Raw genomic sequence first — 24,153 nt, 5'->3', positions numbered from 1 at the left:
GCCGCTACCGCATCCTCACACGTCGTGCGATGCAGTGCCACGCCAGGTCAGGGCGAGGCCGGCGGCGCCGCAGGGAACAGCGTGCGCAGCGCCTGCAGGGCGGCCGGGTGATAGATCGTGGCGTGGGTTTCCTCCGGCAACGGCAGGTACTTCACCAGCGGTGACGGCGAGGCCTGCTGCAGCAACGCGGCCAGTCGTGCAGTGGATGCGGCCAGTTCCGGCTGTCCGCTGCTGGCCAGGAACACACGGGTCTGCGCCCGCGTCACAGCCGGCAGCTGCTTGGCCGCAGCGGCCAGCATCGTGCCCCGGTTCCACCACAGACTGGGGTCCAGCGCGATGTAGCTGTTGAACAGTGTCGGTTCCTGCAGCAGCGTCTCGATCACGAACAGGCCGGCCAGCGATTCACCGATCAGCGCGCGCTCGTCGGTGGTCGGGTAGCGCTGGCGTACCTGCGGCATCAGTTCATCGCGCAGGAAGCTGCGGTAGGCCGCCGATCCACCGATGCGCGGCGCGATCTTCTGGTCCTGCGGGTCGTTGCTGGGGCCGGTCATGTCGCGACGGCGCTCGGTGTTCTCGATGCCAACCAGCAGGAACGGACGCATGCTGCCGTTGCCGCTCAGCACCTGTACCAGCCCGGCCACATGCAGGAAATCCTCGCCGATGCCGCCATCGGCCATGTACAGCACTGGCAACGGTGCCTTCGGGTCCAGGCCCCAGGGTTGCGGGCGGTAAACATTGATGCGGCGGGTCTCGCCCAGCGCCTTCGATTCGATGGTGAAGGTCTCGCCGATGACCAGTGAGGTTGCCGGCGCAGCCTGCGTGGTCGTTGCCCGTTCGGCGGCCATCAACGGGGAGACGGAGACAGCGGACAGCAGAAGCGACAGCACGATCAAGCGCATGGGGCGGCCCATCTAGAGAAAGTGCCGAGCATAGCGTCAGGGCCTCGAGCCGGGTGGGTCGCACTGCAATGCGATGGATTCACGTGAAGGCACATCCCTGCCGAATGCTCGATTCTGGTCCATGCCTGCTGGAACCATGATGATCCCGCCGAACGACGACGGGCCGGGATGGCGCTATGCTCGAACCTGGCAGCCCCAGCCGCCCTAGCCGACCACTACAAGGAGGTTTCGATGTTGAGTGCATTGATTGCTGTTGCCCTTGCTGCAGGCTCACCGCAACCCACAGGGAGCCAATCCACATCTGCGTCGTATGCGGACTGCCTGCTGGGTCATATCCAGCCGGGGTTATCCGATCACGCAGTGCAACTGGTGCAACAGGCCTGTGCGTCGAAGTATCCGGAAAGCTTCGTCGCATCGATGGAACTGGAGCGCAGGATGAGTGCACAGCGCCTGGCCGCCTTCGAGGCGGAACGCGTCGCGATCGAGCGCTCTGCGAATGCGGCAGCAACGGCCGCACAGGAAGCTGCCGACGCAGCATCCGCAACGGCAAAAGGAGCGCGGACGAAGTAGGAGCCCGACGCTGGAAGCAACAAAAAAGGCACCGCTGAGCGGTGCCTTCCTGAATGACCTGGGTCATTGAGTGCAATGGTGGGCCGTGAAGGATTCGAACCTTCGACCAAAAGATTAAAAGTCTTCTGCTCTACCGACTGAGCTAACGGCCCATTGCACTGCCCCGGCCTTTCGGCGGGGTGGGCATTCTACCCTACTTTGCCGGGCGGGGTGAAACCCCGGCGTGTCGAGGTTGCCGGCCAGCGGCCGGCACTACCCGATCTGGTGAGCCCGCTTAAACCTTCCGGGCCTCCGTCGCATCCCATCTGTGATCCTTCCCCGGAGCCACGGATGCGCCTGCCCTTCTGCCTCATTGCCGCCCTGCTGCTGCCCTGTGCAGCACTGGCCGCCCCGCCCCAGGTCGTCACTGAAGATATCGGCCGCTTCTGGGCCACCTATGACGCGGTGCGCGCCGAGCCTGATGCCGAGCGCCAGGTGGCGCTGGTCCAGCAGCACTACATCGATCCGGGCAGCCCCGGTCTGCACGCGCTGATGCAGGTCCGCAACTACACCGCCCGCGAGTACGCCGAAGCGATGCGCTCCTGGCCGCGCTTCTGGAACTCGGTACGACCGCTTACCGCCAACGCGCAGCAGGCCAGCGCCACGCTGGAACGGGATCTTTCCGACTTCCGCGCGCTCTACCCGGCTTTGCGCCCGGCCACCATCACCTATGCGGTAGGCGTGCTGCGCACCGGCGGCACCACGCTGGGCGACAAGGTGCTGATCGGGGCGGAGATGGCGTTGGGCGATGAGCGCGTGGACGTGAGCGAGCTGCCGGAACCGATGCGCAGCCGCCTGCGGATCTTCTACGACAGTCGGCCCGGTGCGAACAACGCGCAGAACAACCTGCACGAATACGTGCACACCCAGCAACGCGAGACCACGGGTAGGCTGGCCCAGTACGTGGTGCGCGAGGGCGTGGCCGAGTATGTGGCGGAGCGCATCAGCGGACGCCGGCCGGCGTTGCCTCTGTACACCTACGGGCCCGCGCACGAAGCGGAAATCCGCACGCGCTTCATTGCTGAGATGGATGGTGATGACCTGGACAACTGGCTGTACAACAGCGCCCGCAATCCGTTCGGGGTGAGTGATCTGGGCTACTACGCTGGCTACCGCATCGCGCAGGAGTACATGCGGCAGCAGGCCGATGAGAAGGCGGGCATCGCGCGGATGATCGAGCTGGACTATGCCGATCCGAAGGCGGTGCGTGCCTTCATCGAGGCGTCGGGGTGGTTGCGGGAGCGATAGCGCCGAGTCGTGCCCGGCGAGTCAGGCAGTGCGAACCAACGGTTCGCACCCACCAGAGTCAGACCTTCCCGGTAGCGTCGGGCCGTGCCCGGCGAAGAGCGTGCGAACCAACGGTTCGCACCCACCATGCCATGGGCCGTCAGGCGTACAGCGTCGGGTCGGCTACGCCGGCCTCGGTGAAGCCCTGCGCGCGCAGGCGGCAGGCGTCGCAATGGCCGCAGGCGGCGCCGTTGGCGTCGGCGTTGTAGCAGGACACGGTCAGGCCGAAGTCCACGCCCAGGCGCACGCCTTCACTGACGATCTGGCCCTTGCTGAGGAACTGCAGCGGTGCATGTACCTTGATGCCCGCGCCCTCCACGCCCGACTTGGTAGCCAGGTTGGCCAGCGCCTGGAACGCGGCCACGAATTCGGGGCGGCAGTCCGGGTAACCGGAGTAGTCCACGGCGTTGACGCCGCAGAAGATGTCGTTGGCGCCGAGCACTTCGGCCCAGCCCAACGCCAGCGACAGCATGATGGTGTTGCGCGCCGGCACGTAGGTGACCGGAATACCAGCACCGCCGGCCTCGGGCACGTCGATATCGTCGGTCAGCGCCGAGCCACCAATGCTGCGCAGGTCCACGTCCACGGTCTTGTGCGCGATTACGCCCTGGGCCTTGGCCACACGGGCGGCGGCGTCCAGTTCAGAGGTGTGGCGCTGGCCGTAGCGAACGCTCAGGGCATGCACGGCAAAGCCCTGTTCCTGGGCCATGGCAATGACGGCGGCTGAATCCATGCCGCCGGATAGAAGCACGACTGCCTTCTTCATGGGTCAATCTTCCGGTTTGGGGGAAAAGCCAGCACGCTGTCCCGCGCCGGAGCTACATCAGGGAACGCTGCGTGGGCTCATCGGCCCGGCTCGTCGTTCCACAGGATTTTATGCAACTGCATCTGGAAGCGCACCGGCAGCCGGTCTTCGACGATCCAGTCGGCCAGCTGGCGCGCAGTGATCTCGCCTTTGCTTGGCGAGAAGAACACGGTGCAGCGCTTCACCAGGTCGTGTTCGTCCAGCATGCCCTTGGCCCAGTCATAGTCCTCACGGCTGCAGATGACGAACTTGATCTGGTCGCGGGCGGTCAGCAGCGGCAGGTTTTCCAGGCGGTTACGCGCCGCCTCGGCCGAACCGGGCGTCTTGATGTCGACCACGCGCGACACGCGCGGGTCCACTGCGCTGACGTCCAGTGCGCCGGAGGTTTCCAGCGAGACGTCCATGCCGGCATCGCACAGCTTCTGCAGCAGCACCAGGCAGCGTTTCTGCGCCAGCGGCTCGCCGCCAGTAACGCAGACGTGGCGCACGCCCTGGGCCAGCACCTCGGCCACGATGTCGTCGATGTCCCACCATGTGCCGCCGTGGAAGGCATAGGCGGTGTCGCAGTACTGGCAGCGCAGCGGGCAGCCGGTCAGGCGCACGAACACGGTCGGCCAGCCGGCGGTATCGGCTTCGCCCTGCAGCGAGGTGAAGATCTCGGTGATCTTCAGGCGTGGCAGCGGCGACTGCACGATCTCGCTGGGTGTGGCGGCGGCGCTGGACGGGGTAACGGCGGTCATGGCGGGGACTTCTTGGTGGGGCACGTGGCGGGTGGGCTACCGTGGCCGGTAACGAAAGCAGCCGAGCATGGCTCGGCTCTACAACAGCAGCCGGTCGGGTGTGGCCCAGCCGGAAATGCACGCCGCCGGGCATGGCCCGGCGCTACCGGATCCGGGCGGGTTTGGCGGTCCGGAAACGAAAGCAGCCGAGCATGGGCTCGGCTCTACAGGACACGTATTGTACGCCCGGTCAGCGGATCAGCGGATCTGCTTGCCGAGGCGGATCGACTGCAGGCGGTCCTGCGCGGTGCGTGCGGCGTCCGAGCCGGGGTACTGCGCCACGACGGCCTCCAGCGTCTGCTGGGCCTGGTCGACCTTGCCCTCACCGTACTGCGAGAGGCCGACCTTGAGCAGGCCGCCTGCGGCCTTGTCGTGGGTCGGATAGCGCGAGAGCAGTTCACGGAACTGGGTCTCGGCCATCGGGAAATTGCGGGTGGCGTAATAGCTCTCGCCCAGCCAGTACAGCGCGTTCGGCGCATAGACGCCGTTCGGGTATAGCTGCAGGAAGCTCAGGAACAGCTGCGCCGAATCATCGTACTTGCCGGCCTTCAACGAATCGAAGGCGACGTTGTATGTGGTGCGCTCGTCGCCGGTGGCGGCAAGGCTGCCGGCATCACCATGGACGGAAGGCGGCCGCTCGGAAGTGGCCGCCGCTGCGGGTTTTGCCGGGGCCGGAGCGGCCTTCGGCGTGCTCGCCGGAACGGGCGGCAGGGCCGGGGCGGCATTGCCCCCTTCCAACCGGTTCAGGCGGCTGTCCAGATCCAGGTACTGGTCCTGGGCGGACTGCTTGAGCTGGGCGTTGTCGTGCTGCAACTGCTCGATCGAGGCCTGCAGGCTGGTGACCTGCTGCCGCAGCTGGTTGATCTGGTTCAACAGGTCCTGGTTGGCACTGTTGTTGTACATCTGCTGCTCGATCGCGCCGACACGGTCGGCCAGACTCTGTCGCTGTGCATGCGCCGGTGCGGCAGCCACGAGGGCTGCCGCAACGACCAGCATCAGTTTGATGCCAATGCGCATGGATTACTGCGCGGTGTAGACGATTTCGACGCGACGGTTCTGCGACCAGCAGGACTCGTTCGACTCGGTGCAGACCGGACGCTCTTCACCGTAGGACACGACGGTCAGCTGCGAAGCCGAACCACCGTTGGCCTGCAGGGCCGAGTTGACGCCGTTGCCACGACGCTCGCCCAGGGCCTGGTTGTACGCGCGCGAACCGCGCTCGTCGGTGTGGCCCTGCAGGGTGATGCGCGAGGACGGACGGTCACGCAGGTACTTGGCGTGGCACGCCATGATGGCCTGGAATTCCGGCTTCACGTCTTCCTTGTCCAGGTCGAAGTAGACAACGCGCTGGCGCAGGCAGGCATCGGTGTCCAGGTCGCCCGGGCCGTACAGGCCGGAGGTGGACGGACCGGTCGGGGTGGTGGTCGAGGTGCCGGTATCGACCGGAGCCTGCGGCTCTTCCTTGACCTTCTTCGAGCAACCGGCCAGGACGGCCACAGACAGCAGGGAAACAAGCAGAACGCGGGTGGACTTGTTCATGGCGATACCTTTGTGGCTCCTAGGCCGATGAGGGGATCAAGACAGCGAAAATATTAACACTCTTTTAGCGCTGGGTACGGTATGGGGACCATGCCGGTTCGCGCACATCTCCGTCAGCCAGAACCAACCGCTGGCGCACGCGCGCATCGGCGGAAACGGCGTACAGGACACCACGGCCACCCTCGCGGGCGGCGTACAACACCATGCTTGCGTTGGGCGCAAAGCTCGGAGACTCATCCAGCGAACCGGGGGACAGCGTGCTCCAGCGGGGCGAACCCAGCGAGCTGTCCATCATCGCAATCTTGTAGCTGTTGCCGGAGCCCTGGGCGACGGCGATCTTCTTGCCATCGTAGGACACCGAAGGCTTGGCGTTGTAGTTGCCCTGGAAGGTCACGCGCTCGGCGCTGCCGCCGCCCGCACCCACCTTGTAGACCTGCGGACGGCCACCGCGGTCGGAAGTGAAGTACACCGCGCTGCCGTCCGGTGCCCAGGTCGGCTCGGTGTCGATGGCGAAGTGGTTGGTCAGCTGGGCCAGCTGCTTGCTGCCCAGGTCCATCACGTAGATTTCCGGGTTGCCCGAACGCGACAGGGTCAGGGCCAGCTTGCGGCCATCCGGCGAGAACGCCGGGGCGCTGTTGATGCCACGGAAGCTGGTGACCAGCTCACGCGCGCCGGTGCCGATGTTCTGGATGTAGATGGCCGAGTTGCCACGTTCGAAGCTGACATAGGCCAGCTTGCTGCCATCCGGGCTCCACGACGGCGACAGCAGCGGCTCGGCCGAACGCACGATGGTCTGCGGATTGAAGCCATCGGAGTCGGCCACCATCAGCGCATAGCGCATGGCATCGCCCTTGCCGCTGGCGGTCACGTAGGCGATGCGGGTCCAGAAGGCGCCGCGCACACCGGTGATCTTCTCGTAGATGGCATCGGCCATCTGGTGGGCGACGTCACGCATGGCATTGCCACGGGCGGTCATCGCCAGACCCAGCAGGCGCTCGCCCTTGGGCACGTCGAACAGCTCGTACTCGACGCGGTAGGCGCCGGCACCGGCGTCGAGCACGCGGCCGACCACGATGTAGTTCTGCTTCAGCGCGCGCCAGGTGGCGAACTGGATGTCGCCGCCGCGCACCGGCTTTTCGACGATCTGCGCTTCCGGCAGCGTGCGGAACTGGCCCGAACGCTCAAGGTCGGCACGGACCACGCCGGCGACGTCGGTCTGCGGTGCGGCCGAAGACCCCTGGTAGGGCATCGGCACGATGGTGATCGGCAGCGCGGAGGCATTGCCGCCGATGATGTCGATATCCAGCCCCTTCTGCTGCGCAACGGCAGCAAAGGGCAGCAACAGGGCCGCAAACACGGCAAGCCAGCGAGGCATCTTTTTCATGGAGCGCTCAATAGGGGGAAACCGGAACGAGGGATAGCAAAGCGGAAGTGAACCGCTTCGCAATCATGAACCAAGGGTACGTGAATTCCGGGTCAGTTCCAGCCCGTCCTCTCACGCACCGTTAACGTCGTGGCTAACATCGCACCGCCTGCCCCGGTCACACCGCCCCATAGAGGGGTGTTCGACAGCAGCCCACAGCCTGCCCGGTCGAAACCGAGTACACCAGAGGCAAGAGCGACAGCCGTGGGCGTGGGCGGCCTGATGACCGCCCTGCCCCGCCCGATCAATCCTGCGCGGTAAAGGTCAGATTGAGCGTGCGGTTGAACACTGACTCGAAGCCCCGGTACGGCAGCGGCTGGGCGTTGAGCACGGCGGCCTCGATCGAGCGCTTGCCAGCCTCGTCATAGGGGCAATTTGCACCGACCTTGGCCTGCAGCACCTGTCCACCCGGGATCTGGGTGATGGTCACCTGGCACCTCTGTCCCAGCGGTACGCTGTCCGGGCGGGTCCACGTGTCGCGCACCTTGGCCTGGATCGCCGCAGCGTACTTGGCAGTCAGATCATCGCTGGTGCCACCACCACCGCCAGCCGGCTGTGCCGCACTGCTGGCACCGGCGGCGGCGCTGCCGGCGGCATTGCGCGCAGCGGCGACCTGGCGCAGCTTCTGCTCGGCCAGCTTGGCTTCCTTCTCGGCCTGCTCACGGCGGGCGCGGATCTCGGCGATCTTCTTCTGCTTTTCGGCCTCGGCCTTGTCAGCGGCCACGCGCTCCTGCTCGGCCTGCTTCTTCTTCTCGTCCGCTTCCTGCTGCTTGGCCAGGCGCAGCTTCTGCTCCGCTTCTTCCTGGCGCTTGCGTTCGGTGAGGTCGATCTGCTCCTGGCGGCGCTTGGCTTCCTGTTCCTGCTTGGCCTTCTCCTGCGAGATGGCCAGCGCGCTCACGGCGTCCTGATCCTTGGTATCGGGCTGCGCGACACGCTCCTGCGCCTGTTGCTGCTGCGGCGTCGGCGCGTCCTGTGGGCGCGGCTCGGGAATCGGCTGCGGCGGCGGAATGGTGTCTTCCGGCACCGGGATCGGCTCGGCGACCGGCGGCGGCAGGTCTTCCAGCTTCTCCGACTGGCGCAGGGCCTGGCGCGCGGCAGCGGCCTCGGACGAGGACAGCGCCAGGCTGGCCTCGACCGACGGATCGCCGGCGGCAGCGTCGGTGTTGCGCTGGGGCGACCACAGCCAGGCGCCGATGAAGATCAGCGCGACCAGCAGGTGCACCAGCACGGCCAAGGCCAGGGGCAGGCCCCAGCCGGGTTCGCGCTGATGCGGGGGTGGCAGGGCGTCAGCGTGCATCGGTGGCCAGGCCTACCTTGTCTACCTTGGCGCGCTTGATCACATCCATCGCGGCAATGACCTTTTCATAGGCCACGGCACGGTCGGCGGCGACGATCACGCGCACACCCTTGTCCTGGGCGGCGATGCCGGCCAGGCGGCCTTCCAGTTCCTCGGCCGACACGGCGGTCGGCTCCTTGGCGTCAGGCAGCTTCAGGCTGAGCTGGCCGTCCTGGCGTACCGAGACGATCACCGGGTCCTGCTTGCTTTCCAGCGCCTTGGCGTTGGAGTTGGGCAGGTCGACGTCGAAGCTCAGGGTGAGCAGCGGTGCGGTGACCATGAAGATGATCAGCAGCACCAGCATCACGTCGATGTAGGGAACGACGTTGATTTCCGATTTCAGCTTGCGGCGCTTGCGGCGACCGATGGCAGCGGACATGGCTTGGACTCCCGGGTCGGTCGCTTACTCGTCGCCAGCGCTCTGGCGCTGCAGGATGGAGCTGAACTCCTCGGCGAAGGTCTCGAACCGCACCGACATGCGCTCCACGCGAGTGGTGAAGCGGTTGTAGGCCCACACCGCCGGAATCGCCACGAACAGGCCGATGGCGGTGGCGAACAGCGCTTCGGAAATACCCGGGGCGACCGCTGCGATACCGGCCTGTGCACCGCTGCTGATCATGTCGTGCATGGTCACCATGATGCCGAACACGGTGCCGACCAGGCCCACGTAGGGGGCGGTCGAGCCGATGTTGGCCAGCAGTTCCAGGTTGCGCTCGAGCTGGTCGACTTCGCGGGTGTAGGTGGTGCGCATGGCACGCTGCGCGCCTTCCAGCTGCGCACGGCCGTCCAGCCGGCGCTTGTCGCGCAGGCGGCTGTATTCGCGGAAACCGGCTTCGAAGATCGCTTCCAGGCCGCCGACATTACGGCTGCGGTCGGTGGCCGAGCTGTACAGCTTGCCCAGGTCCGCACCGGACCAGAAGCGGTTCTCGAACTCGTCGGCTTCGCGCGTGGCCTGCTTGAAGATGCGGGCCTTGCGGAAAATGATCACCCAGCTGACGAACGAGCCGACCAGCAGCGCCAGCACGATGATCTTCACCGGCAGGCTGGCCTTGGCCATCAGTTCGAGGTAGTTGATGCCGCCGCCGGTGGTGGCCTGGGCAAGGGTCTGTGTCGCGGCGTTGCTGACGTCGGCCGGCAATGCCTCGGTGACCGTGGCCTGCAGGGCCAGGAGCGTTGCGATCATCCGTTGTTCCTCAATGTTCGGATTCGGGGTGGAGGTGGGGTTTCAGCACGGCAAGGACGGCTTCGTCCATGCCACGCGGGCGAAAACTGGCCGCTTCCAGTGCGGCGATGCGGACCTGGGCCGACAGCAGTAGTTCGCCGTCGCGCAGGATCTGCTGGTCGAAGGCCATGCTGGCCTTCTTCAGCTGGACCAGCGTGGCGCTCACCTGCAGGGTGTCATCCAGCCGTGCCGGCTTGATGAAATCCATCTGCATCGAACGCACCGCGAAGACCATCCCGTGCTCGGCACGCATGCGCTCCTGGCCATAGCCCAGCGCACGCATCCATTCGGTCCGGGCCCGTTCCATGAAGGCCACGTAGCGGGCGTGGTAGACCACGCCACCTGCGTCGGTATCTTCCCAGTAAATGCGTGTCGGCCAACTGAATCGGGGCTCAACCGACATCGGGAACCTCGGCGAACAGGTCCTGCGGCGGGTTCTTGGGCTTCAGGCCCATGTGCCGGTAGGCCTTGTGGGTGGCCATGCGGCCACGCGCGGTGCGCACCAGGAAGCCCTGCTGGATCAGGTACGGCTCGACCACGTCTTCCAGCGTGCCGCGCTCTTCAGACAGCGCCGCAGCAAGCGATTCGATGCCGACCGGGCCGCCATCGAAGTAGTCGACCATGGTCTTGAGCAGGCGACGATCGAGCTCGTCGAAGCCTTCCGGGTCGACCTTGAGCATCTTCATCGCAGCCTGGGCCACGGCCTCGTCGATGTGGCCGCCGGCCTTCACCTGCGCATAGTCACGCACGCGGCGCAGCAGGCGGTTGGCGATACGCGGGGTGCCACGCGCGCGACGCGCGATCTCCCCTGCCCCATCGGCGGTGCAGTCGATGGCCAGGATCGCAGCCGAACGGCGCACGATCCGGGTCAGCTCCTCGACGCTGTAGAACTCCAGGCGCTGGACGATGCCGAAGCGGTCGCGCAGCGGCGCTGTCAGCAGGCCGGCACGGGTGGTGGCACCGATCAGGGTGAACGGCGGCAGGTCGATCTTGATCGAGCGGGCGGCGGGGCCCTCGCCGATCATGATGTCGATCTGGAAATCTTCCATCGCCGGGTACAGCACTTCCTCGACCACCGGCGACAGGCGGTGGATTTCGTCGATGAACAGCACATCGTGCGGCTGCAGGTTGGTCAGCAGCGCGGCCAGGTCGCCGGCCTTTTCGATCACCGGGCCGGAGGTCACCCGCAGGGCCACGCCCAGTTCGTTGGCGATGACATGGCTGAGCGTGGTCTTGCCCAGGCCGGGCGGCCCGAAGATCAGCACGTGGTCCAGCGCGTCGCCACGCCCCTTGGCCGCCTGGATGTAGATCTCCATCTGCTCGCGCACCGGCACCTGGCCGAGGTAGTCGGCAAGGCGCTTGGGGCGGATGCTGGCGTCGGCGGCGTCATCCTCGCGGGTGGCGCCGGCGCCGATGATGCGGTCGTCGGTCATGTGCTGATTATGCGGCAAAAGTACGGGTTTCGGCCGGGCCGCGCCCGGCACCCGCAGATGCAACGGCAACATCCAAAGCAACAGCCGAAGCGGGCATGCCGTGGGATGGTGGGGTGGGTCCGGTTGAGGGGGACGCCGTAAACCCATCCATGGGGGCTTGGTCGCGGCATCCATGCCGCTCACACCCCCTCAACCGGACCCACCCCGCCTTCGACAGTTTCCTGCGATCTGCGGAAACGGCGTTCTGCTCGTGGGTGTCGACCTTGGTCGACACGGTAGATCCACGCCATGCGTGGATGGAGCCATGGCGGTATCGAAGAAGGGAAAGGACCTAGATCTCGACCTGGGCCCCGAGCTCCACCAACCGATTGCCCGGAATCCGGAAGAAGCCGGTGGCCGGGGCGGCGTTGCGATGCATCAGCGCGAACAGCTTGTCGCGCCAGATCGGCATGCCGCGGTTGGCGGTGGCGACGATGGTTTCGCGGCTGGCGAAGAAGGTGGTGTCCATCGGGTCGAAGTAGATGCCGCCGTGGTCGCACGAACGCATCAGCGCCAGCGGTACGTCCGGAGTCTCCATGAAGCCGAAGCGCACGTAGACCCGGTAGAACTCGTCGCCCACCGATTCGATCTTCAGCCGCTGCCCCTCCGGCGCATACGGTACCGGCAGGGTCACCACGTGCAGGAACACGTTGCGCTCGTGCAGCACCTTGTTGTGCTTGAGGTTGTGCATCAGCGCGTGTGGGGCCACGGTCGGGTCGGCGGTGAGGAACACCGCGGTGCCCGGCACGCGTACCGGCGGTGCCAGCATCAGGCCCGGCAGGAAGGTATCGATGCGGATACCGTCCTTGCGGATTTCATCGCGCAGCAGTTCGCGGCCACGACGCCAGGTACGCATCATGGTGAACAGGAAGATGCCCAGCACCACCGGGAACCAGGCGCCCTGCAGCAGCTTGGCGCCGTTGGCGATGACGAAGCCGAGGTCGATGACGAAGAACACCACGCAAAGCGGCAGGATCCAGTTGCGGGCCTTGGGCCACAGCGAACGCGCGACCAGGGCCAGCAGCAGGGTATCGATCAGCATCGTGGCCGACACCGAGATGCCGTAGGCCACGGCCAGGTTGGACGAGCTGCGGAAGGCCAGCACCAGGCCGATCACCATCACTGCGATACCCCAGTTGATGCCTGGGATGTAGATCTGGCCGATGGTGTCGTGCGAGGTGTGCTTGATGCGCATGCGCGGGATGTAGCCCAGCTGCATGGCCTGGCGCGAGACCGAGAACGCGCCGGTGATGACCGACTGCGAGGCAATCACCGCTGCCATCGTGGCCAGGATGATCATCGGGTACAGCGCCCACGACGGCACCGCTTCGAAGAACGGGTTCTTCACTGCCTCGGGGTGGTTGAGCACCAGCGCACCCTGCCCCAGGTAGTTCAGTACCAGGCACGGCAGCACGAAGAAGTACCAGGCGTGGCGGATCGGCTTGGCACCGAAGTGGCCCATGTCGGCGTACAGCGCCTCGCCACCGGTCACTGCCAGCACCACCGCACCCAGGATGAAGATGCTGTGCCAGCCATGTTCCATGAAGAAACGGATTGCCCACCACGGGTTGAACGCCTTCAGCACTTCCGGTGCGTCGACGATGTTGTAGATGCCGATCGCGGCCAGTGAAATGAACCAGATCGAGGTGATCGGCCCGAACAGCTTGCCGATCTTCGCGGTACCGAAGCGCTGTACCGCGAACACGGCCAGCAGCACCACCACGGTGATCGGCACGATGAAGGCATGCAGCCCCGGCGCAGCGACCTCCAGGCCTTCGACCGCACCCAGCACCGATATCGCCGGCGTGATCACGCCATCGCCGAAGAACAGCGAGGCACCGAAAATGCCGAGGATGCCGACCACATAGGCCGAACGCGACCCATTGCGCAGCGTGCGCTGGGTCAGCGCCATCAGCGCCATGATGCCGCCTTCGCCGTCATTGTCGGCGCGCATGATGATGGTCACGTACTTCAGGGTGACCACGATGTTCAGGGCCCAGAACGCCAGCGACAGCACGCCCAGCACGGTGTCATGGTCGCTGGTGAGCCCGTAGTGCGGCGAGAACGCCTCCTTCAGGGTGTACAGCGGGCTGGTGCCGATATCGCCGAAGACCACGCCGATCGCACCGATGATCAGCGCCAGGCCTCCGGCTGGAGGGGCGTGACCGTGGCCGCCGGGGGCAGCTGCGTGCGGGGTTTGACTGCTGGACATGGGACTCCTGGCGGGGCTCAGGCGGTTCGTTGGAGGAAAGGAAAGCGGGTCAGCGCAGCGCCGACTGCAGCGCCTTGCGGATCACGGTGGCCACTTCATCACCTTCATTGAAGGCTTCGCGGGCCATCCGCGCCGCTTCAGCCGGCTTGTAACCCAGCTGCTGCAGGGCCACGGTGGCATCGGACAGCGGATCAGCCGGGGCCGGGCCACTGCCGGTCGGCAGCGCGCCACCGGCACCGAACTGGGCAGCGCGGTCGCGCAGCTCCAGCACCATGCGCTCGGCGGTCTTCTTGCCGATGCCGGGGATGCGGGTCAGCGCGGTGATGTCGCCAGCCTGGACCATGCGCGCGAACTCCTCGACGGTGACACCGGACAGCACGGCCAGCGCGATCTTCGCGCCGATGCCGCTGACCTTCTGCACGTCGCGGAACAGGCGCCGCTCGCCCTCGCGCAGGAAGCCGTACAGCGAGACGCTGTCTTCCTTCTGCGAGTAATGGGTGTACAGGGTGACCTCGCGGCCGAGTTCGGGCAGGTCGTAGAAGGTGCTCATCGGCGCCTCCAGCTCGTAGCCCACTCCGTTCACGTCCACCACCAGCCACGGCGGCGCCTTGTAGGCGACGATGCCGCGCAGTCGACCGATCATTGCGTGCAGCTCCTCATTTGCGGCCCCACGCCTGGCGGGCACTGAGCCCCAGGCGGTTGGCCGTTGCCCTTACGTGGGCATGGGTGATCGCCACTGCCAACGCGTCGGCCGCGTCGGCCTGCAGCTTGGTTTTCAGGTTGAGCATGAGCCCGACCATGTGTTGAACCTGTTGCTTTTCGGCGCCGCCGCGCCCGACCACCGCCAGCTTGATCTCGCTGGCGGCATATTCGTGCACCGGCAGGTCGCGCAGCACCACGGCCGAAATCGCCGCGCCACGGGCCTGGCCCAGCTTCAGCGCCGAATCGGGGTTGCGTGCCATGAACACGCGTTCGATGGCCACTTCCTGCGGTTCGTACTCACGGCAGAGGTCGGCCAGGCCCAGCACCAGCAGCTTCATCCGCTGCGGGAAGTCATCAGCGCCCAGCAGCACCAGCGGTTGATGATGCACATGGCTCACCCGGCCGGTGGCATCGACATCGATGATGCCGACCCCGGTCCGCTGCGAACCCGGGTCGATGCCAAGAATGCGGGTCATGCGGCACACACGCGGCTGCCGAAGGCCCGGGACGGACGCTGGCAGCGGCAATGGCAGGAAACGGCTGGGGTCATCATGGTGCGCATTGTCCGCTCACCGGCCGCCAAAGGCGACCGGTGATGCGTCCGTTCAGGCGTACGCGTCCGCGCCGAGATCGGCGTTGGAGTACACATCCTGTACGTCGTCGAGGTCTTCCAGCATGTCCAGCAGCTTCTTGACCTGCAGGACGATGTCGCCTTCGACCTTGATGTCGTTGTCGGCCCGGAAGGTCAGTTCCGCATGATCCGGCGTGCGTCCGGCCGCTGCCATCGCTTCCTTGACCGCGTGGTAGCTGTCGGCGGCGGTGAGCACGTCGATCGCGCCATCTTCGGGATAGACCACGATGTCGTCCGCACCGGCCTCGATGGCCGCTTCGGAAATGGCGTCCTCATCGGCACCTGCGGCGAAATGCAGCACGCCCACGCGCTTGAACATGAAGCTCACCGAGCCTTCGGTGCCCATGTTGCCGCCGCACTTGCTGAACGCATGGCGGACATCGGCCACCGTGCGCACGCGGTTGTCGGTCAGGCAGTCGACGATGACCGCCACGCCACCCGGGGCATAGCCCTCGTAGCGGATTTCCTCGTACTCGACACCTTCCAGCTCGCCGGTGGCCTTCTTGATGGCGCGCTCGATCACGTCCTTGGACATGTTCGCGGTCAGGCCCTTGTCCATCGCCACGCGCAGCCGCGGGTTGTTGTTGGGGTCGCCTCCACCGCCGCGCGCGGCAACGCCGATCTCACGGATGATCTTGGTGAAAATCTTGCCGCGCTTCGCGTCAGACGCGTTTTTGCGGTTTTCGATGGAGGGGCCTCTACCCATGGGTCTTTCCGTACGTGCGTTGATGGATAAGGCCGCGGATTCTACCTGATCGGGCCCCGTGACCGTGTCGAGGCCGGCCAGATGCCGCCGGGCATGGCCCGGCGAAGAGCGTGCGAACCAACGTTTCGCCCCCACCAATGGAGGACGTTCGCGCCCACCGACTTACGCGGCGGCGGCGTCGCGACCGTGCTGGAACTGGCCGTGATGGAGGAAATGCGCGGTCTGCCGGGCTGCATCCGGCGACACCACCAGGCCGCTGTGGCTGGTACGCACCACGCAGTGGTCAGCCAGCCCCGGCAGCCGGGTCTCGGCCAGCGCCACGGTACCGTCGGAGGCATCGTCAATGGCGCCGAGCAGGCTACCCAGCCCGTGCGGGACCGAACCAGCGATCAGGCCGACCTCGGCTTTGCCCTGCCAGTCCGGCAGGCCGTCCAGCAGCAGATCGCTGCTGCGGCCCAGGGCCAGGCCCCAGCCATGTTCGGACAGCGAACGCGCCGTACCACTGCCGCGCAGCGGTGACCCCAGGCAGACCACGCGTTGCACCGGCAGCTGCGGATTGCGACGCAATGCCTCCAGCGCCAGCAGTCCGCCCAGGCTATGGCCGACCAGCGACAGCGGGCCGGCATCGGCCAGCCGCTCCAGCAGCTGCGGCACGGCCACGTCCGGGCCGCCGAACACCGAGGAGTAACCAAACGCATGCACCTGGAAGCCACGCGCGCGCAGGCGCCAGGCCAGCGGCCCGACCCAGGCGCGGGCGTTCCAGATGCCATGCAGCAGTAATACGGGGGGAGTCATGCAAACAGCCTGGCAGTCAGCGGGGCAGGAACGTACGGTGATTGGACACGCGCGCGCAGCAAGCGGCGGTGAACGTCAGGCCTCGCGCGGTGCGCGGCGCAGGATGAATTCAAGATCGTTCGTGTCGCCGACCGGGAACAGGTACTCGCCGACCTTCTCGAAACCATAACGGGCGTAGAAGCGCTGCGCACCAAAGTTTTCCGACCACACGCCCAGCCACAGCGTGCGCGGGCCCGGCTGTTCCAGCCAGGCCAATGCGGTTTCCAGCAGCCGGCTGCCCCAGCCGCAGCTCTGCTGCGTCTTGATCAGGTACAGCCGCTTGAGTTCGCCGTCACCAGGCTTCACCTCGGGATGCGGCAGGCCACAGGGGCCGGCGGCGGCATGGCCGACCGCCTCCCCATCCAGTTCCAGCAGCCACACCGCGTAATCGGGGTGGGCCAGGATCGTGCGCTGGCGCTCGACCGTATAGGACTCATCCAGGAACGCCTGCAGGTCCTGCGGCGGATAAAGATGTCCGAAGGTTTCGGTGAACGTGCGGGCGGCCAGCGCCGACAGGGTCGGCGCGTCGTCCACAGTAGCGCGGCGGATCGAATACATGGGTCGAGTTGACGTCAGGACAACGGTTCGGGTCAAGCCCGTTCCGCCGCTGCCTTCTCGTCTTCTTCCTCTTCCTCTTCGTATTCCTCGTCGTCCTCTTCTTCCTCGCCGTCTTCCTCTTCTTCGCCTTCCTCGTCCTCGTCGTACTCTTCCTCTTCGTCGTCCTCGTAATCCTCGACGCCGAAGTCTTCACCATCCCAACGGCCTTCGCCGTCGGCGACGAAGGTCAGGGCCATCGCCGCCGGGTTGGTACCGACACGGACCAGCCAACCACCGAACACGCGTGCACGCTCGGTGACCAGGGTGGCCTCGGAGCCTTCATTGCCCAGCTTTTCCCACTCCAGCGAAAACGCAAACTCGGTCATTGCCTGGATCTCCTGATCAGTTGGTCTTGGGGCGAACCTGGATGTGTACTTCGGCCAGCTGCACGTCGACGATCGGCGACGGCGCGTCGGTCATCAGATCCTGTGCACCAGTGGTCTTCGGGAACGGGATGACGTCGCGGATCGACTCGGTGCCGGCCATCAGCGCGGCGATGCGGTCGATACCGAAGGCGATGCCACCGTGCGGCGGCGCGCCGTAGTTCAGCGCGTCGAGCAGGAAGCCGAACTTGGCGCGGGCCTCTTCGGCGCCGATGCCCAGCAGTTCAAACACCGCGCTCTGCATGTCCGGACGGTGGATACGGATCGAGCCGCCGCCGATTTCATTGCCGTTGAGCACCATGTCGTAGCCGCGCGAAACGGCGGTACGGGCATTGGCACGCAGGTCGGCGATGTCGTCCACCGCCGGTGCGGTGAAGGGGTGATGCAGGGCGACGTAACGCTGCGCTTCGTCGTCCCACTCGAACATCGGGAAGTCGGTGACCCACAACGGGGCCCAGCCGTCGGCGACCAGGCCGAAGTCCTTGCCGGCCTTCAGGCGCAGCGCGCCCATGAAGTCGGAGACCTTGTTGTAGCCACCAGCACCGAAGAACACGATGTCGCCATTGCCGGCACCGACGTGCGCGACCAGGGCGGCGAAGGATTCCTCGCTGAAGAACTTCTGGATCGGCGAGCTGACTTCGCCGTTGTCGGCGATCTTGATGTAGGCCAGGCCCTTGGCGCCGTACTTGGCAGCATGCGCTGCATACTCGTCGATCTGCTTGCGGCTGAGCGACGCACCGCCCGGAATACGCAGCGCGGCCACGCGGCCGTCGGCATCGTTGGCCGGGCCGGTGAACACCGGGAACTCACTGTTCTTGACCAGCTCGGCCACGTCCACCAGCTCCAGCGCGATGCGCAGGTCCGGCTTGTCCGAACCGTAGCGACGCATCGCCTCGGCCCAGGTCATGCGCGGGAAGCTGGCATCCAGCTCGACGTTGACCACTTCCTTGAAGATGCCGCGGATCATGTCCTCGACGAAATCCTGCACGTCACGCTCGCGGACGAAGGCGAACTCCATGTCCAGCTGGGTGAACTCCAGCTGGCGGTCGGCACGCAGGGCCTCGTCGCGGAAGCAGCGCGCGATCTGGTAGTAGCGGTCGAAGCCGGCCACCATCAGGATCTGCTTGAACAGCTGCGGGCTCTGCGGCAGGGCGTAGAACTCGCCCGGGTGCATGCGCGCCGGCACCAGGAAGTCACGTGCGCCTTCCGGGGTGGCCTTGGTCAGGATCGGGGTCTCGATATCCTGGAAGCCCTTCTCATCCAGGTGGCGGCGCAGGGCCTGCACCAGCTTGATGCGGGTGCGCTGCATGCGCTGCATTTCCGGACGGCGCAGGTCCAGGTAACGGTACTTCAGGCGGGTTTCCTCGCCCGGGTTCTCGTGGGCGTGGAACGGCAGCGGCGCGGCCTTGTTCAGCACGGTGATGGCAGTGGCGATCACTTCCACCTTGCCGGTACGCATCTTGTCGTTGACCGCGTGGCGGGCGCGCACCACGCCTTCCACCTGCAGCACGTCCTCGTAGCCCAGCGACGCGGCCACGGCGAACACTTCGGCGTTGTCGACCTCCACCGTCACCTGCACGATGCCTTCATGATCTCGAAGATCGATGAAGCAGACGCCGCCCTGGTTACGGGCCACGTCGGTCCAGCCGGCGAGGGTGACAGTCTGGCCAATCAGGGTCTCATCGACCAGGCCGCAGAAGTGGGTACGCATGGGGGGAAGCTCCGCTGGAGAACGCCGGCGCCCGATGGGGGCCGGAAAGCCTCGTATTCTGCGGCCGAGGCCCCGGCCGGGGCAAATCCTGCCAGTCACATCGGCTTGATCGCCCCCCTCCCTATAGTCGGGCACTTGCCACCGTATGGGATGCCGCCATGAAACCGCTGTCCCTGGCCAGCCTGGCCGTGACCCTCACCCTGGGTGCACTGGGCACCCTCGCCCTGCCCGCCCCGCAAGCCGCTGCGCAGAACGGCGTCATCCGCTGCGAAAGCCAGAGCAACCGCGAACGGGTCTGCAACACCGGCTGGCGCGGAGCGCAGCTGGTCCGCCAGCTGTCCGGCAGCCCCTGCGAGGAGGGACGCAGCTGGGGCAGCCGCAATGGCAGCATCTGGGTCACCAACGGCTGCCGCGCCGAGTTCGTCGAGGCTCGCGGCGGCTGGGGCGGTGGCAACGGGGGTGGCTGGGGCGGCAACAACGGCCGACCGGGCGAAACGATCCGCTGCGAAAGCCAGAACAACCGCGAGCGCAGCTGCCAGGTCGGCTGGCGCAATGCCCGCCTGGTCCGCCAACTGTCCGGCAGCCCCTGTGATGAAGGCCGCACCTGGGGCGTGCGCAATGGCGCGATCTGGGTCAGCGGCGGCTGCCGCGCCGAGTTCGCCGAGGCCCGCGGCTGGGGCGGCGGTGGCGGCGGCGGCTGGGGTGGCGGCGGTGATCGCAACTACTCCATCACCTGCAGCAGCAACAACAACCGCTCGCAGACCTGCGACTGGGATGAGCGCCAGGGTCGGCCGGTGCTGCAGCAGCAACTGTCCGGCAGCGCCTGCCAGGAAGGCCGCAGCTGGGGTTACTCGCGTGGCCAGGTGTGGGTAAGCAACGGTTGCCGGGCCCGATTCGGCACGCGTTGAGTGAATGGGCGCGGACGCGGCCGATTCGTGGGTAGCGCCGGGCCATGCCCGGCGAGCGCAGCGGCAGAAGACGGCCGCCGGGCATGGCCCGGCGCTACCGGCCTGCGAGGTCAGGGTGCCGGTGGCGTGTCGTCGCCCCACGGCGCTGGCGGCAGGTCCACCGGCTTGCTCAGATCGAACTGCACGCGGAAGCGACGGCCGTCGGGCCGGGTCAGCTCGTAGACGAAGGTCTGATCGGGATCGATCTCCATCGCCCAGGTGTTGTGGGTCGACGCCAGCATGTCGGCACGGCGGAACATCGCCACCGAATCCGTATCGGCCGGGAACTGCTGGCGCTCGGCGGTCCCCGGCGGCGTGCTGTCGCCGCCATACAGCGTGATCGCATCGGGGCTGCCGTCTGCATGACGATGATCGTGCTTCAGCCGCAGGCCGCTCGCGGTACGGGTCAGCACCCAGGTGCGCGAGTGGTCATCGCCGACATGGAACGGGATACGCAGCTCATGCGCCGGGTCGGCACAACCGCGAACGTGCATGACCAGGCGCTGGCCGGCGAACGGGTCCTTGCCGGTGGGTGCCGGGGTGTCCTCCACCACCTTGCCAGCGTAGGCCTGGCCGCAATGTGCGGCCACGGCGGCCATGAAAGCGTCGGCCGGTGCGGTCGCCAGATCATGGGCGACCGTATCGGAGCGCTGCGTACACGCAGCGAGGCTGAGCAGGAGGGCGGAGGCGGTGACGGCGGCGGGCAGTTTCATACCCCAACCCTAACGGCCATGGCCGGTGGGCGCAAACCGCGCACGCTCTCCGATCAACGTTCAGCCGTCTGCGCCACCGGCAACGTTTCGGTGGCGGCCACCGGTGCCGCCTCGCCCTCGCCCGCCGGCTCCTGTTCAACCGGATCGACATCGAACGGCGTGCGGAACACCAGCGACGGCAGCAGCGTGGTCAGTGCCGCATACAGCAGCAGCGCACCGAACAGTACCGCCGGAATCTGGAAGCGCTCGCGCATGATCGCCGCCAGCACCAGGGTGAAGATCAGCGTCGGGGCCAATGCCAGCGAGACCCGCAGGCTGCTGCGGAAGCTCTCGCCGAACATCACCCGGCGCTGCAGCCAGACCACGCCGATGCGCAGCGGCAGCACCACCAGAGTGATCACAATGCCCAGCCCCAGCGCCTCGAAGCTGAGTGCTTCGCTGGGCACCTTGGTGCCGGCGTTGAAGAAGTAGAACGGCACGAAGAACGAGGCGAACAGGCGCAGCGCGTGCAGGTTCTCGTGCGAAGCCAGCAGTGGCATGCGCTGGTGCAGCAGGCGGGCGACCAGACCGGCGATGAACGCACCCACCAGGTAATACACGCCCAGCAGGTAGGTGATGTAGGCGGCGACCATGCCGACCATCACCAGCAGCGAGAACTCCGAGCCCGGCGCGTGCGGTGCCACCCAGCGCCCCAACGCAATGAACAGCAGCGGCAGGCCGATCATCATCGCCAGCAGGGCCAGGCTGGACAGCGCCATATGCCCCGGATCGCCGGCCTGCAGCACGATGAACAACGCGGCCAGCGCCAGCAGTTCACCGGCAATGGCCTTGCTGGTGACCCAGAACCGCTCGTCCTCGCTCAGGCCAAGCCGCGACAGCGAATCCATGATGAAACCAGTGGAGGGGGTCAGCAGCGCCAGCGCCAGCAGGCCGGCGGCCTGCCACGGCAGCCCCGCGTAGCGCCAGGCCAGCCAGCCGACCCCGAACAGGGTCGCACTGCGGATCACAAGGTGCGCCAGCAGCGGCCACATGCCCCGGCGCAGCGCCTGCAGGTCCACTTCCAGGCCGGCAAACAGGAACAACGAGGAAATGCCCAGCGTGGCCAGCAGGCCGATCACTGCGTCGTGTGCCTGGTCGCCCAGCCAGAGCATGCCGATGATGCCGAACAGCAGACAGGTCAGCGGCGCCGGCAGGCTGAAACGCTGCAGCGCGCGCGGGATCACCAGCAACGCGAAGATCAGCAGCAGGTAGATCAGCTCATGGCTCATGGGGGACATCCATGTGGTTCGAAGGCGCGCAGGATGCGCGCGCCCGACCGATCCGGCAAGTCACTTTTGAATGACCCCGGTTACCTCAACCGATCAGGCGATCGGCGATCCGCCCGACCTGCGCCAGCACCGTGGCACGTTGTTCATAGCTGATCGCACCCGCCTGCAGATAGGCGGTCAGCACCCACGGTGCGCCGCCGGCCACTGGCCACAGCACGCCGATATCGTTGCGCGCGTCTTCGCCATTGCTGCCGGTCTTGTCGCCGACCCGCCAGCGCTTGCCCAGGCCCGCGCGCAGGCAGGCATCGCCGGTTTCGTTGTCGATCAGCCAGTCGGCCAACTGCTGCCGCGAGGCCGGTTGCAGCACTTCGCCCAGCACCACCCGTTGCAGGGTCGCGGCCATCGCTGCGGGCGTGGTGGTATCGCGCGGGTCATCCTTGGCAAAGCTGTTCAGCTCAGGCTCGAGCCGATCGCTGCGGCTGAGCGCATCGCCACTGGCGCGCAGGAAGGCGGTCACCGCGGGCGGGCCACCGACCACGCCGAACAGCAGATTGGCGGCGGTGTTGTCGCTGGTGATGATCGTGGCACGGCACAGATCGCGCACGGTCATGTCCTTGCCGGCGTGGCGACGGGTGACCGGCGCATGCGAGAGAAGATCGGCATCGCGAACCGGCACGCGCATGTCGAGCAACGCGGGCCTGCGCTCGGCCTGGCTGAGCACGGTGGCGGCCAGCACGCTCTTGAACGTGCTGCACATCGGGAAACGCTCGTCCTGGCGATGACCGATGCGGCGGCCGCTGGCGGTATCGAGCAGAGTTACGCCAAGGCGGCCCGCACAGGCTTTTTCCAGCGCCGCGAAGTCGGTGGCGGCGGTGATCGCAGCTTCGGCGGGCACGTTGGCGGTGGCCTTGCCCGTCGCACGTGCCAGCAACGGAAGGGCAAGCGAGGAAGCCACGGCGGCACCACTGAACTGCAGGAATCGGCGACGGGCGAGCATGCGGGGTTCTCCTGGGGGACCGTTCGATTATTGAAGCCTCGCACGCAGGCGACCAGCGCGAAAAATCAGCGGGAGGCATTAGCTGGATTAATGGCTGTCGCAATCAACCCCTTAATTTTCCTGAACTGGGCGCGAGGCAGGTAGGATCAGTCATCACCCTGGCTCACGACTCCCCCGATGCTGCACCCGACCCTGCCGCTGAACGCCCTGCGTGCCTTCGAGGCGGCCGCACGCCACCAGAACTTCACCCGCGCCGCGCTGGAGCTGTGTGTCAGCCAGGCCGCACTCAGCCACCAGATCCGCGGCCTGGAAGACCGCCTCGGTATCCGTCTGTTCCATCGCCTGCCGCGCGGCGTGGCGCTCACCGAGGAGGGCGCGGCACTGTATCCGGTGCTCAACGAATCATTCGAGCGCATCTCGGCCAGCATCGCGCGCTACACCGGTGGCCCGGCCCGTGAAGTACTGACGTTGGGCGTGGTCGGCACCTTCGCCACCGGTTGGCTGCTGCCACGGCTGGCCGCGTTCGAGGCCGCGCATCCGGATATCGAGCTGCGACTGCAGACCCACAACAACCGCATCGATCTGGCCGGCGAGGGCCTGGACCTGGCGATCCGTTTCGGCGACGGCGACTGGCAGGGCCAGGCCTGCACGGCGATCCTCGATGCGCCGTTCGCACCGCTGTGCGCGCCGGCATTGGCGCGACGGCTGAAACAGCCACGCGACCTGGGCACGCTGCCGCTGCTGCGCTCCTACCGCAGCGACGAATGGCCGCGTTGGCTGCAGGCGGCAGGAGTGAGTGGCGTGGAAGTCCGTGGGCCGGTGTTCGATTCGTCGTTGACGGTGGCGATGGCCGCGGTCGGTGGTGCCGGCGTGGCGCTGCTGCCGCTGCGCATGTTCGAGCAGGAACTGGCTGAAGGCCGGTTGCTGCAGCCATTCAGCACCACGCTGGAACTGGGCCGCTATTGGCTGACCCGGCTGCGCTCGCGTGCCGAGCGCGAGCCAGCGAAGCGGTTCCGCGAGTGGTTGCAGGCGCAGGGATGATACACGCGCGCCGTGGGTAGCGCCGGGCCATGCCCGGCGA

General features: G+C 66.6%; 26 protein-coding genes and 1 tRNA gene. 4 read left to right on the top strand and 23 right to left on the bottom strand.

The window, feature by feature from the left end; translation table 11 throughout:
- Positions 1-47: 47 nt before the first annotated feature.
- Positions 48-899: an alpha/beta hydrolase gene (locus AC0Z6F_RS18215; RefSeq protein WP_032972340.1), complete on the bottom strand. Its 852-nt coding sequence runs from the start codon at positions 897-899 to the stop codon at positions 48-50.
- A 231-nt stretch (positions 900-1,130) separates the two neighbouring features.
- On the opposite strand from AC0Z6F_RS18215, the gene AC0Z6F_RS18210 reads away from it, so the two are divergent.
- On the top strand, positions 1,131-1,469 hold the full coding sequence (locus AC0Z6F_RS18210; RefSeq protein ID WP_006385824.1) for a hypothetical protein: 339 nt from the start codon (positions 1,131-1,133) through the stop codon (positions 1,467-1,469).
- A 76-nt stretch (positions 1,470-1,545) separates the two neighbouring features.
- On the opposite strand, the gene AC0Z6F_RS18205 is transcribed toward AC0Z6F_RS18210, so the two are convergent.
- Positions 1,546-1,621 (bottom strand) — tRNA-Lys (locus tag AC0Z6F_RS18205).
- Positions 1,622-1,799: 178 nt separating this feature from the next.
- On the opposite strand from AC0Z6F_RS18205, the gene AC0Z6F_RS18200 reads away from it, so the two are divergent.
- On the top strand, positions 1,800-2,756 hold the full coding sequence (locus AC0Z6F_RS18200; RefSeq protein ID WP_006385826.1) for a DUF2268 domain-containing putative Zn-dependent protease: 957 nt from the start codon (positions 1,800-1,802) through the stop codon (positions 2,754-2,756).
- A gap of 139 nt (positions 2,757-2,895) precedes the next feature.
- Here AC0Z6F_RS18200 and queC read toward each other — a convergent pair whose 3' ends face one another.
- The 18 genes from queC to aspS form a co-directional block, all read right to left on the bottom strand.
- The gene (gene queC, locus AC0Z6F_RS18195; protein ID WP_049422913.1) at positions 2,896-3,561 is read right to left on the bottom strand and encodes a 7-cyano-7-deazaguanine synthase QueC; all 666 of its coding nucleotides are present in this window, start codon (positions 3,559-3,561) and stop codon (positions 2,896-2,898) included.
- Between the two features lie 77 nt (positions 3,562-3,638).
- Positions 3,639-4,340: a 7-carboxy-7-deazaguanine synthase QueE gene (gene queE, locus AC0Z6F_RS18190; RefSeq protein ID WP_197584752.1), complete on the bottom strand. Its 702-nt coding sequence runs from the start codon at positions 4,338-4,340 to the stop codon at positions 3,639-3,641.
- 237 nt (positions 4,341-4,577) lie between these two features.
- Entirely contained in the window at positions 4,578-5,396 is an 819-nt protein-coding gene (gene ybgF, locus AC0Z6F_RS18185) for a tol-pal system protein YbgF (protein WP_485616997.1), read from the bottom strand.
- 3 nt (positions 5,397-5,399) lie between these two features.
- Positions 5,400-5,918, bottom strand: a complete 519-nt coding sequence (gene pal / locus AC0Z6F_RS18180) for a peptidoglycan-associated lipoprotein Pal (protein ID WP_006386160.1) — start codon at positions 5,916-5,918, stop codon at positions 5,400-5,402.
- Between the two features lie 64 nt (positions 5,919-5,982).
- On the bottom strand, positions 5,983-7,302 hold the full coding sequence (tolB, locus tag AC0Z6F_RS18175; RefSeq protein WP_100435134.1) for a Tol-Pal system beta propeller repeat protein TolB: 1,320 nt from the start codon (positions 7,300-7,302) through the stop codon (positions 5,983-5,985).
- Between the two features lie 283 nt (positions 7,303-7,585).
- On the bottom strand, positions 7,586-8,638 hold the full coding sequence (gene tolA / locus AC0Z6F_RS18170) for a cell envelope integrity protein TolA (protein WP_100435135.1): 1,053 nt from the start codon (positions 8,636-8,638) through the stop codon (positions 7,586-7,588).
- Positions 8,628-9,056 (bottom strand): protein TolR, encoded by a 429-nt coding sequence (gene tolR / locus AC0Z6F_RS18165; RefSeq protein ID WP_006386166.1) that lies wholly within the window; start codon positions 9,054-9,056, stop codon positions 8,628-8,630. The genes tolA and tolR overlap by 11 nt, the downstream gene beginning before the upstream one ends.
- A gap of 24 nt (positions 9,057-9,080) precedes the next feature.
- Positions 9,081-9,860 carry a protein TolQ gene (tolQ, locus tag AC0Z6F_RS18160; RefSeq protein ID WP_006386168.1) on the bottom strand — a complete coding sequence of 260 codons (780 nt, stop codon included), beginning with the start codon at positions 9,858-9,860 and terminating at the stop codon, positions 9,081-9,083.
- A gap of 10 nt (positions 9,861-9,870) precedes the next feature.
- Complete coding sequence (ybgC, locus tag AC0Z6F_RS18155) at positions 9,871-10,302, bottom strand: tol-pal system-associated acyl-CoA thioesterase (RefSeq protein WP_006386170.1); 432 nt, start codon at positions 10,300-10,302, stop codon at positions 9,871-9,873.
- Positions 10,292-11,332: a Holliday junction branch migration DNA helicase RuvB gene (ruvB, locus tag AC0Z6F_RS18150; RefSeq protein WP_010481595.1), complete on the bottom strand. Its 1,041-nt coding sequence runs from the start codon at positions 11,330-11,332 to the stop codon at positions 10,292-10,294. Before ruvB ends, ybgC begins: the two co-directional genes overlap by 11 nt.
- A gap of 331 nt (positions 11,333-11,663) precedes the next feature.
- Positions 11,664-13,583 carry a potassium transporter Kup gene (locus tag AC0Z6F_RS18145; protein ID WP_100435136.1) on the bottom strand — a complete coding sequence of 640 codons (1,920 nt, stop codon included), beginning with the start codon at positions 13,581-13,583 and terminating at the stop codon, positions 11,664-11,666.
- 49 nt (positions 13,584-13,632) lie between these two features.
- A complete protein-coding gene (gene ruvA, locus AC0Z6F_RS18140; protein ID WP_006386266.1) occupies positions 13,633-14,226 on the bottom strand; it encodes a Holliday junction branch migration protein RuvA in 594 nt (197 codons plus the stop codon).
- Between the two features lie 13 nt (positions 14,227-14,239).
- Positions 14,240-14,761, bottom strand: a complete 522-nt coding sequence (gene ruvC, locus AC0Z6F_RS18135) for a crossover junction endodeoxyribonuclease RuvC (protein ID WP_006386268.1) — start codon at positions 14,759-14,761, stop codon at positions 14,240-14,242.
- A 129-nt stretch (positions 14,762-14,890) separates the two neighbouring features.
- Entirely contained in the window at positions 14,891-15,622 is a 732-nt protein-coding gene (locus AC0Z6F_RS18130; RefSeq protein WP_485616996.1) for a YebC/PmpR family DNA-binding transcriptional regulator, read from the bottom strand.
- Positions 15,623-15,784: 162 nt separating this feature from the next.
- Complete coding sequence (locus tag AC0Z6F_RS18125; protein WP_006386272.1) at positions 15,785-16,417, bottom strand: esterase/lipase family protein; 633 nt, start codon at positions 16,415-16,417, stop codon at positions 15,785-15,787.
- A 75-nt stretch (positions 16,418-16,492) separates the two neighbouring features.
- Positions 16,493-17,014, bottom strand: a complete 522-nt coding sequence (locus tag AC0Z6F_RS18120; protein WP_012511901.1) for a GNAT family N-acetyltransferase — start codon at positions 17,012-17,014, stop codon at positions 16,493-16,495.
- 32 nt (positions 17,015-17,046) lie between these two features.
- A complete protein-coding gene (locus AC0Z6F_RS18115; protein WP_012511902.1) occupies positions 17,047-17,379 on the bottom strand; it encodes a hypothetical protein in 333 nt (110 codons plus the stop codon).
- A gap of 16 nt (positions 17,380-17,395) precedes the next feature.
- Positions 17,396-19,147, bottom strand: coding sequence for an aspartate--tRNA ligase (aspS, locus tag AC0Z6F_RS18110; protein WP_006386344.1), 1,752 nt, complete (start codon positions 19,145-19,147; stop codon positions 17,396-17,398).
- A gap of 158 nt (positions 19,148-19,305) precedes the next feature.
- Here aspS and AC0Z6F_RS18105 point away from each other — a divergent pair, with 158 nt between their 5' ends.
- Positions 19,306-20,055 (top strand): DUF3011 domain-containing protein, encoded by a 750-nt coding sequence (locus tag AC0Z6F_RS18105; protein WP_485616995.1) that lies wholly within the window; start codon positions 19,306-19,308, stop codon positions 20,053-20,055.
- A 110-nt stretch (positions 20,056-20,165) separates the two neighbouring features.
- Here the strand turns inward: AC0Z6F_RS18105 and AC0Z6F_RS18100 are convergent, their stop codons facing one another.
- The 3 genes from AC0Z6F_RS18100 to blaL2 all read right to left on the bottom strand — a co-directional run bounded on the left by AC0Z6F_RS18100 (position 20,166) and on the right by blaL2 (position 23,072).
- Positions 20,166-20,807, bottom strand: coding sequence for a hypothetical protein (locus AC0Z6F_RS18100; RefSeq protein ID WP_065723873.1), 642 nt, complete (start codon positions 20,805-20,807; stop codon positions 20,166-20,168).
- A 53-nt stretch (positions 20,808-20,860) separates the two neighbouring features.
- Positions 20,861-22,075 (bottom strand): cation:proton antiporter, encoded by a 1,215-nt coding sequence (locus AC0Z6F_RS18095; RefSeq protein WP_012511906.1) that lies wholly within the window; start codon positions 22,073-22,075, stop codon positions 20,861-20,863.
- A gap of 85 nt (positions 22,076-22,160) precedes the next feature.
- Complete coding sequence (gene blaL2 / locus AC0Z6F_RS18090) at positions 22,161-23,072, bottom strand: L2 family extended-spectrum class A beta-lactamase (protein ID WP_006386580.1); 912 nt, start codon at positions 23,070-23,072, stop codon at positions 22,161-22,163.
- Between the two features lie 177 nt (positions 23,073-23,249).
- On the opposite strand from blaL2, the gene ampR reads away from it, so the two are divergent.
- Positions 23,250-24,113 (top strand): LysR family transcriptional regulator AmpR, encoded by an 864-nt coding sequence (gene ampR / locus AC0Z6F_RS18085; protein WP_485616994.1) that lies wholly within the window; start codon positions 23,250-23,252, stop codon positions 24,111-24,113.
- Positions 24,114-24,153 lie beyond the last annotated feature (40 nt).

It is taken from the genome of Stenotrophomonas sp. 1L-E-5-B-C3, from assembly GCF_057292075.1.
The sequence above is the reverse complement of the archived record's forward strand: the minus strand, read 5'-3'. Positions and strand labels throughout refer to the sequence as shown.

Excerpts from the sequence above, each read along its gene's own strand:
- AC0Z6F_RS18145 (WP_100435136.1), bottom strand. The coding sequence starts at position 13,583 with ATGTCCAGCAGTCAAACCCCGCACGCAGCTGCCCCCGGCGGCCACGGT.
- AC0Z6F_RS18200 (WP_006385826.1), top strand. The coding sequence starts at position 1,800 with ATGCGCCTGCCCTTCTGCCTCATTGCCGCCCTGCTGCTGCCCTGTGCA.
- ruvB (WP_010481595.1), bottom strand. The coding sequence starts at position 11,332 with ATGACCGACGACCGCATCATCGGCGCCGGCGCCACCCGCGAGGATGAC.
- queE (WP_197584752.1), bottom strand. The coding sequence starts at position 4,340 with ATGACCGCCGTTACCCCGTCCAGCGCCGCCGCCACACCCAGCGAGATC.
- ampR (WP_485616994.1), top strand. The coding sequence starts at position 23,250 with ATGCTGCACCCGACCCTGCCGCTGAACGCCCTGCGTGCCTTCGAGGCG.
- AC0Z6F_RS18095 (WP_012511906.1), bottom strand. The coding sequence starts at position 22,075 with ATGAGCCATGAGCTGATCTACCTGCTGCTGATCTTCGCGTTGCTGGTG.
- AC0Z6F_RS18100 (WP_065723873.1), bottom strand. The coding sequence starts at position 20,807 with ATGAAACTGCCCGCCGCCGTCACCGCCTCCGCCCTCCTGCTCAGCCTC.
- ybgC (WP_006386170.1), bottom strand. The coding sequence starts at position 10,302 with ATGTCGGTTGAGCCCCGATTCAGTTGGCCGACACGCATTTACTGGGAA.
- tolA (WP_100435135.1), bottom strand. The coding sequence starts at position 8,638 with ATGCACGCTGACGCCCTGCCACCCCCGCATCAGCGCGAACCCGGCTGG.
- AC0Z6F_RS18210 (WP_006385824.1), top strand. The coding sequence starts at position 1,131 with ATGTTGAGTGCATTGATTGCTGTTGCCCTTGCTGCAGGCTCACCGCAA.
- AC0Z6F_RS18215 (WP_032972340.1), bottom strand. The coding sequence starts at position 899 with ATGCGCTTGATCGTGCTGTCGCTTCTGCTGTCCGCTGTCTCCGTCTCC.
- AC0Z6F_RS18130 (WP_485616996.1), bottom strand. The coding sequence starts at position 15,622 with ATGGGTAGAGGCCCCTCCATCGAAAACCGCAAAAACGCGTCTGACGCG.
- ruvA (WP_006386266.1), bottom strand. The coding sequence starts at position 14,226 with ATGATCGGTCGACTGCGCGGCATCGTCGCCTACAAGGCGCCGCCGTGG.
- tolQ (WP_006386168.1), bottom strand. The coding sequence starts at position 9,860 with ATGATCGCAACGCTCCTGGCCCTGCAGGCCACGGTCACCGAGGCATTG.
- ruvC (WP_006386268.1), bottom strand. The coding sequence starts at position 14,761 with ATGACCCGCATTCTTGGCATCGACCCGGGTTCGCAGCGGACCGGGGTC.
- pal (WP_006386160.1), bottom strand. The coding sequence starts at position 5,918 with ATGAACAAGTCCACCCGCGTTCTGCTTGTTTCCCTGCTGTCTGTGGCC.
- blaL2 (WP_006386580.1), bottom strand. The coding sequence starts at position 23,072 with ATGCTCGCCCGTCGCCGATTCCTGCAGTTCAGTGGTGCCGCCGTGGCT.
- AC0Z6F_RS18105 (WP_485616995.1), top strand. The coding sequence starts at position 19,306 with ATGAAACCGCTGTCCCTGGCCAGCCTGGCCGTGACCCTCACCCTGGGT.
- queC (WP_049422913.1), bottom strand. The coding sequence starts at position 3,561 with ATGAAGAAGGCAGTCGTGCTTCTATCCGGCGGCATGGATTCAGCCGCC.
- AC0Z6F_RS18120 (WP_012511901.1), bottom strand. The coding sequence starts at position 17,014 with ATGTATTCGATCCGCCGCGCTACTGTGGACGACGCGCCGACCCTGTCG.
- tolB (WP_100435134.1), bottom strand. The coding sequence starts at position 7,302 with ATGAAAAAGATGCCTCGCTGGCTTGCCGTGTTTGCGGCCCTGTTGCTG.
- tolR (WP_006386166.1), bottom strand. The coding sequence starts at position 9,056 with ATGTCCGCTGCCATCGGTCGCCGCAAGCGCCGCAAGCTGAAATCGGAA.
- AC0Z6F_RS18115 (WP_012511902.1), bottom strand. The coding sequence starts at position 17,379 with ATGACCGAGTTTGCGTTTTCGCTGGAGTGGGAAAAGCTGGGCAATGAA.
- ybgF (WP_485616997.1), bottom strand. The coding sequence starts at position 5,396 with ATGCGCATTGGCATCAAACTGATGCTGGTCGTTGCGGCAGCCCTCGTG.
- AC0Z6F_RS18125 (WP_006386272.1), bottom strand. The coding sequence starts at position 16,417 with ATGACTCCCCCCGTATTACTGCTGCATGGCATCTGGAACGCCCGCGCC.
- aspS (WP_006386344.1), bottom strand. The coding sequence starts at position 19,147 with ATGCGTACCCACTTCTGCGGCCTGGTCGATGAGACCCTGATTGGCCAG.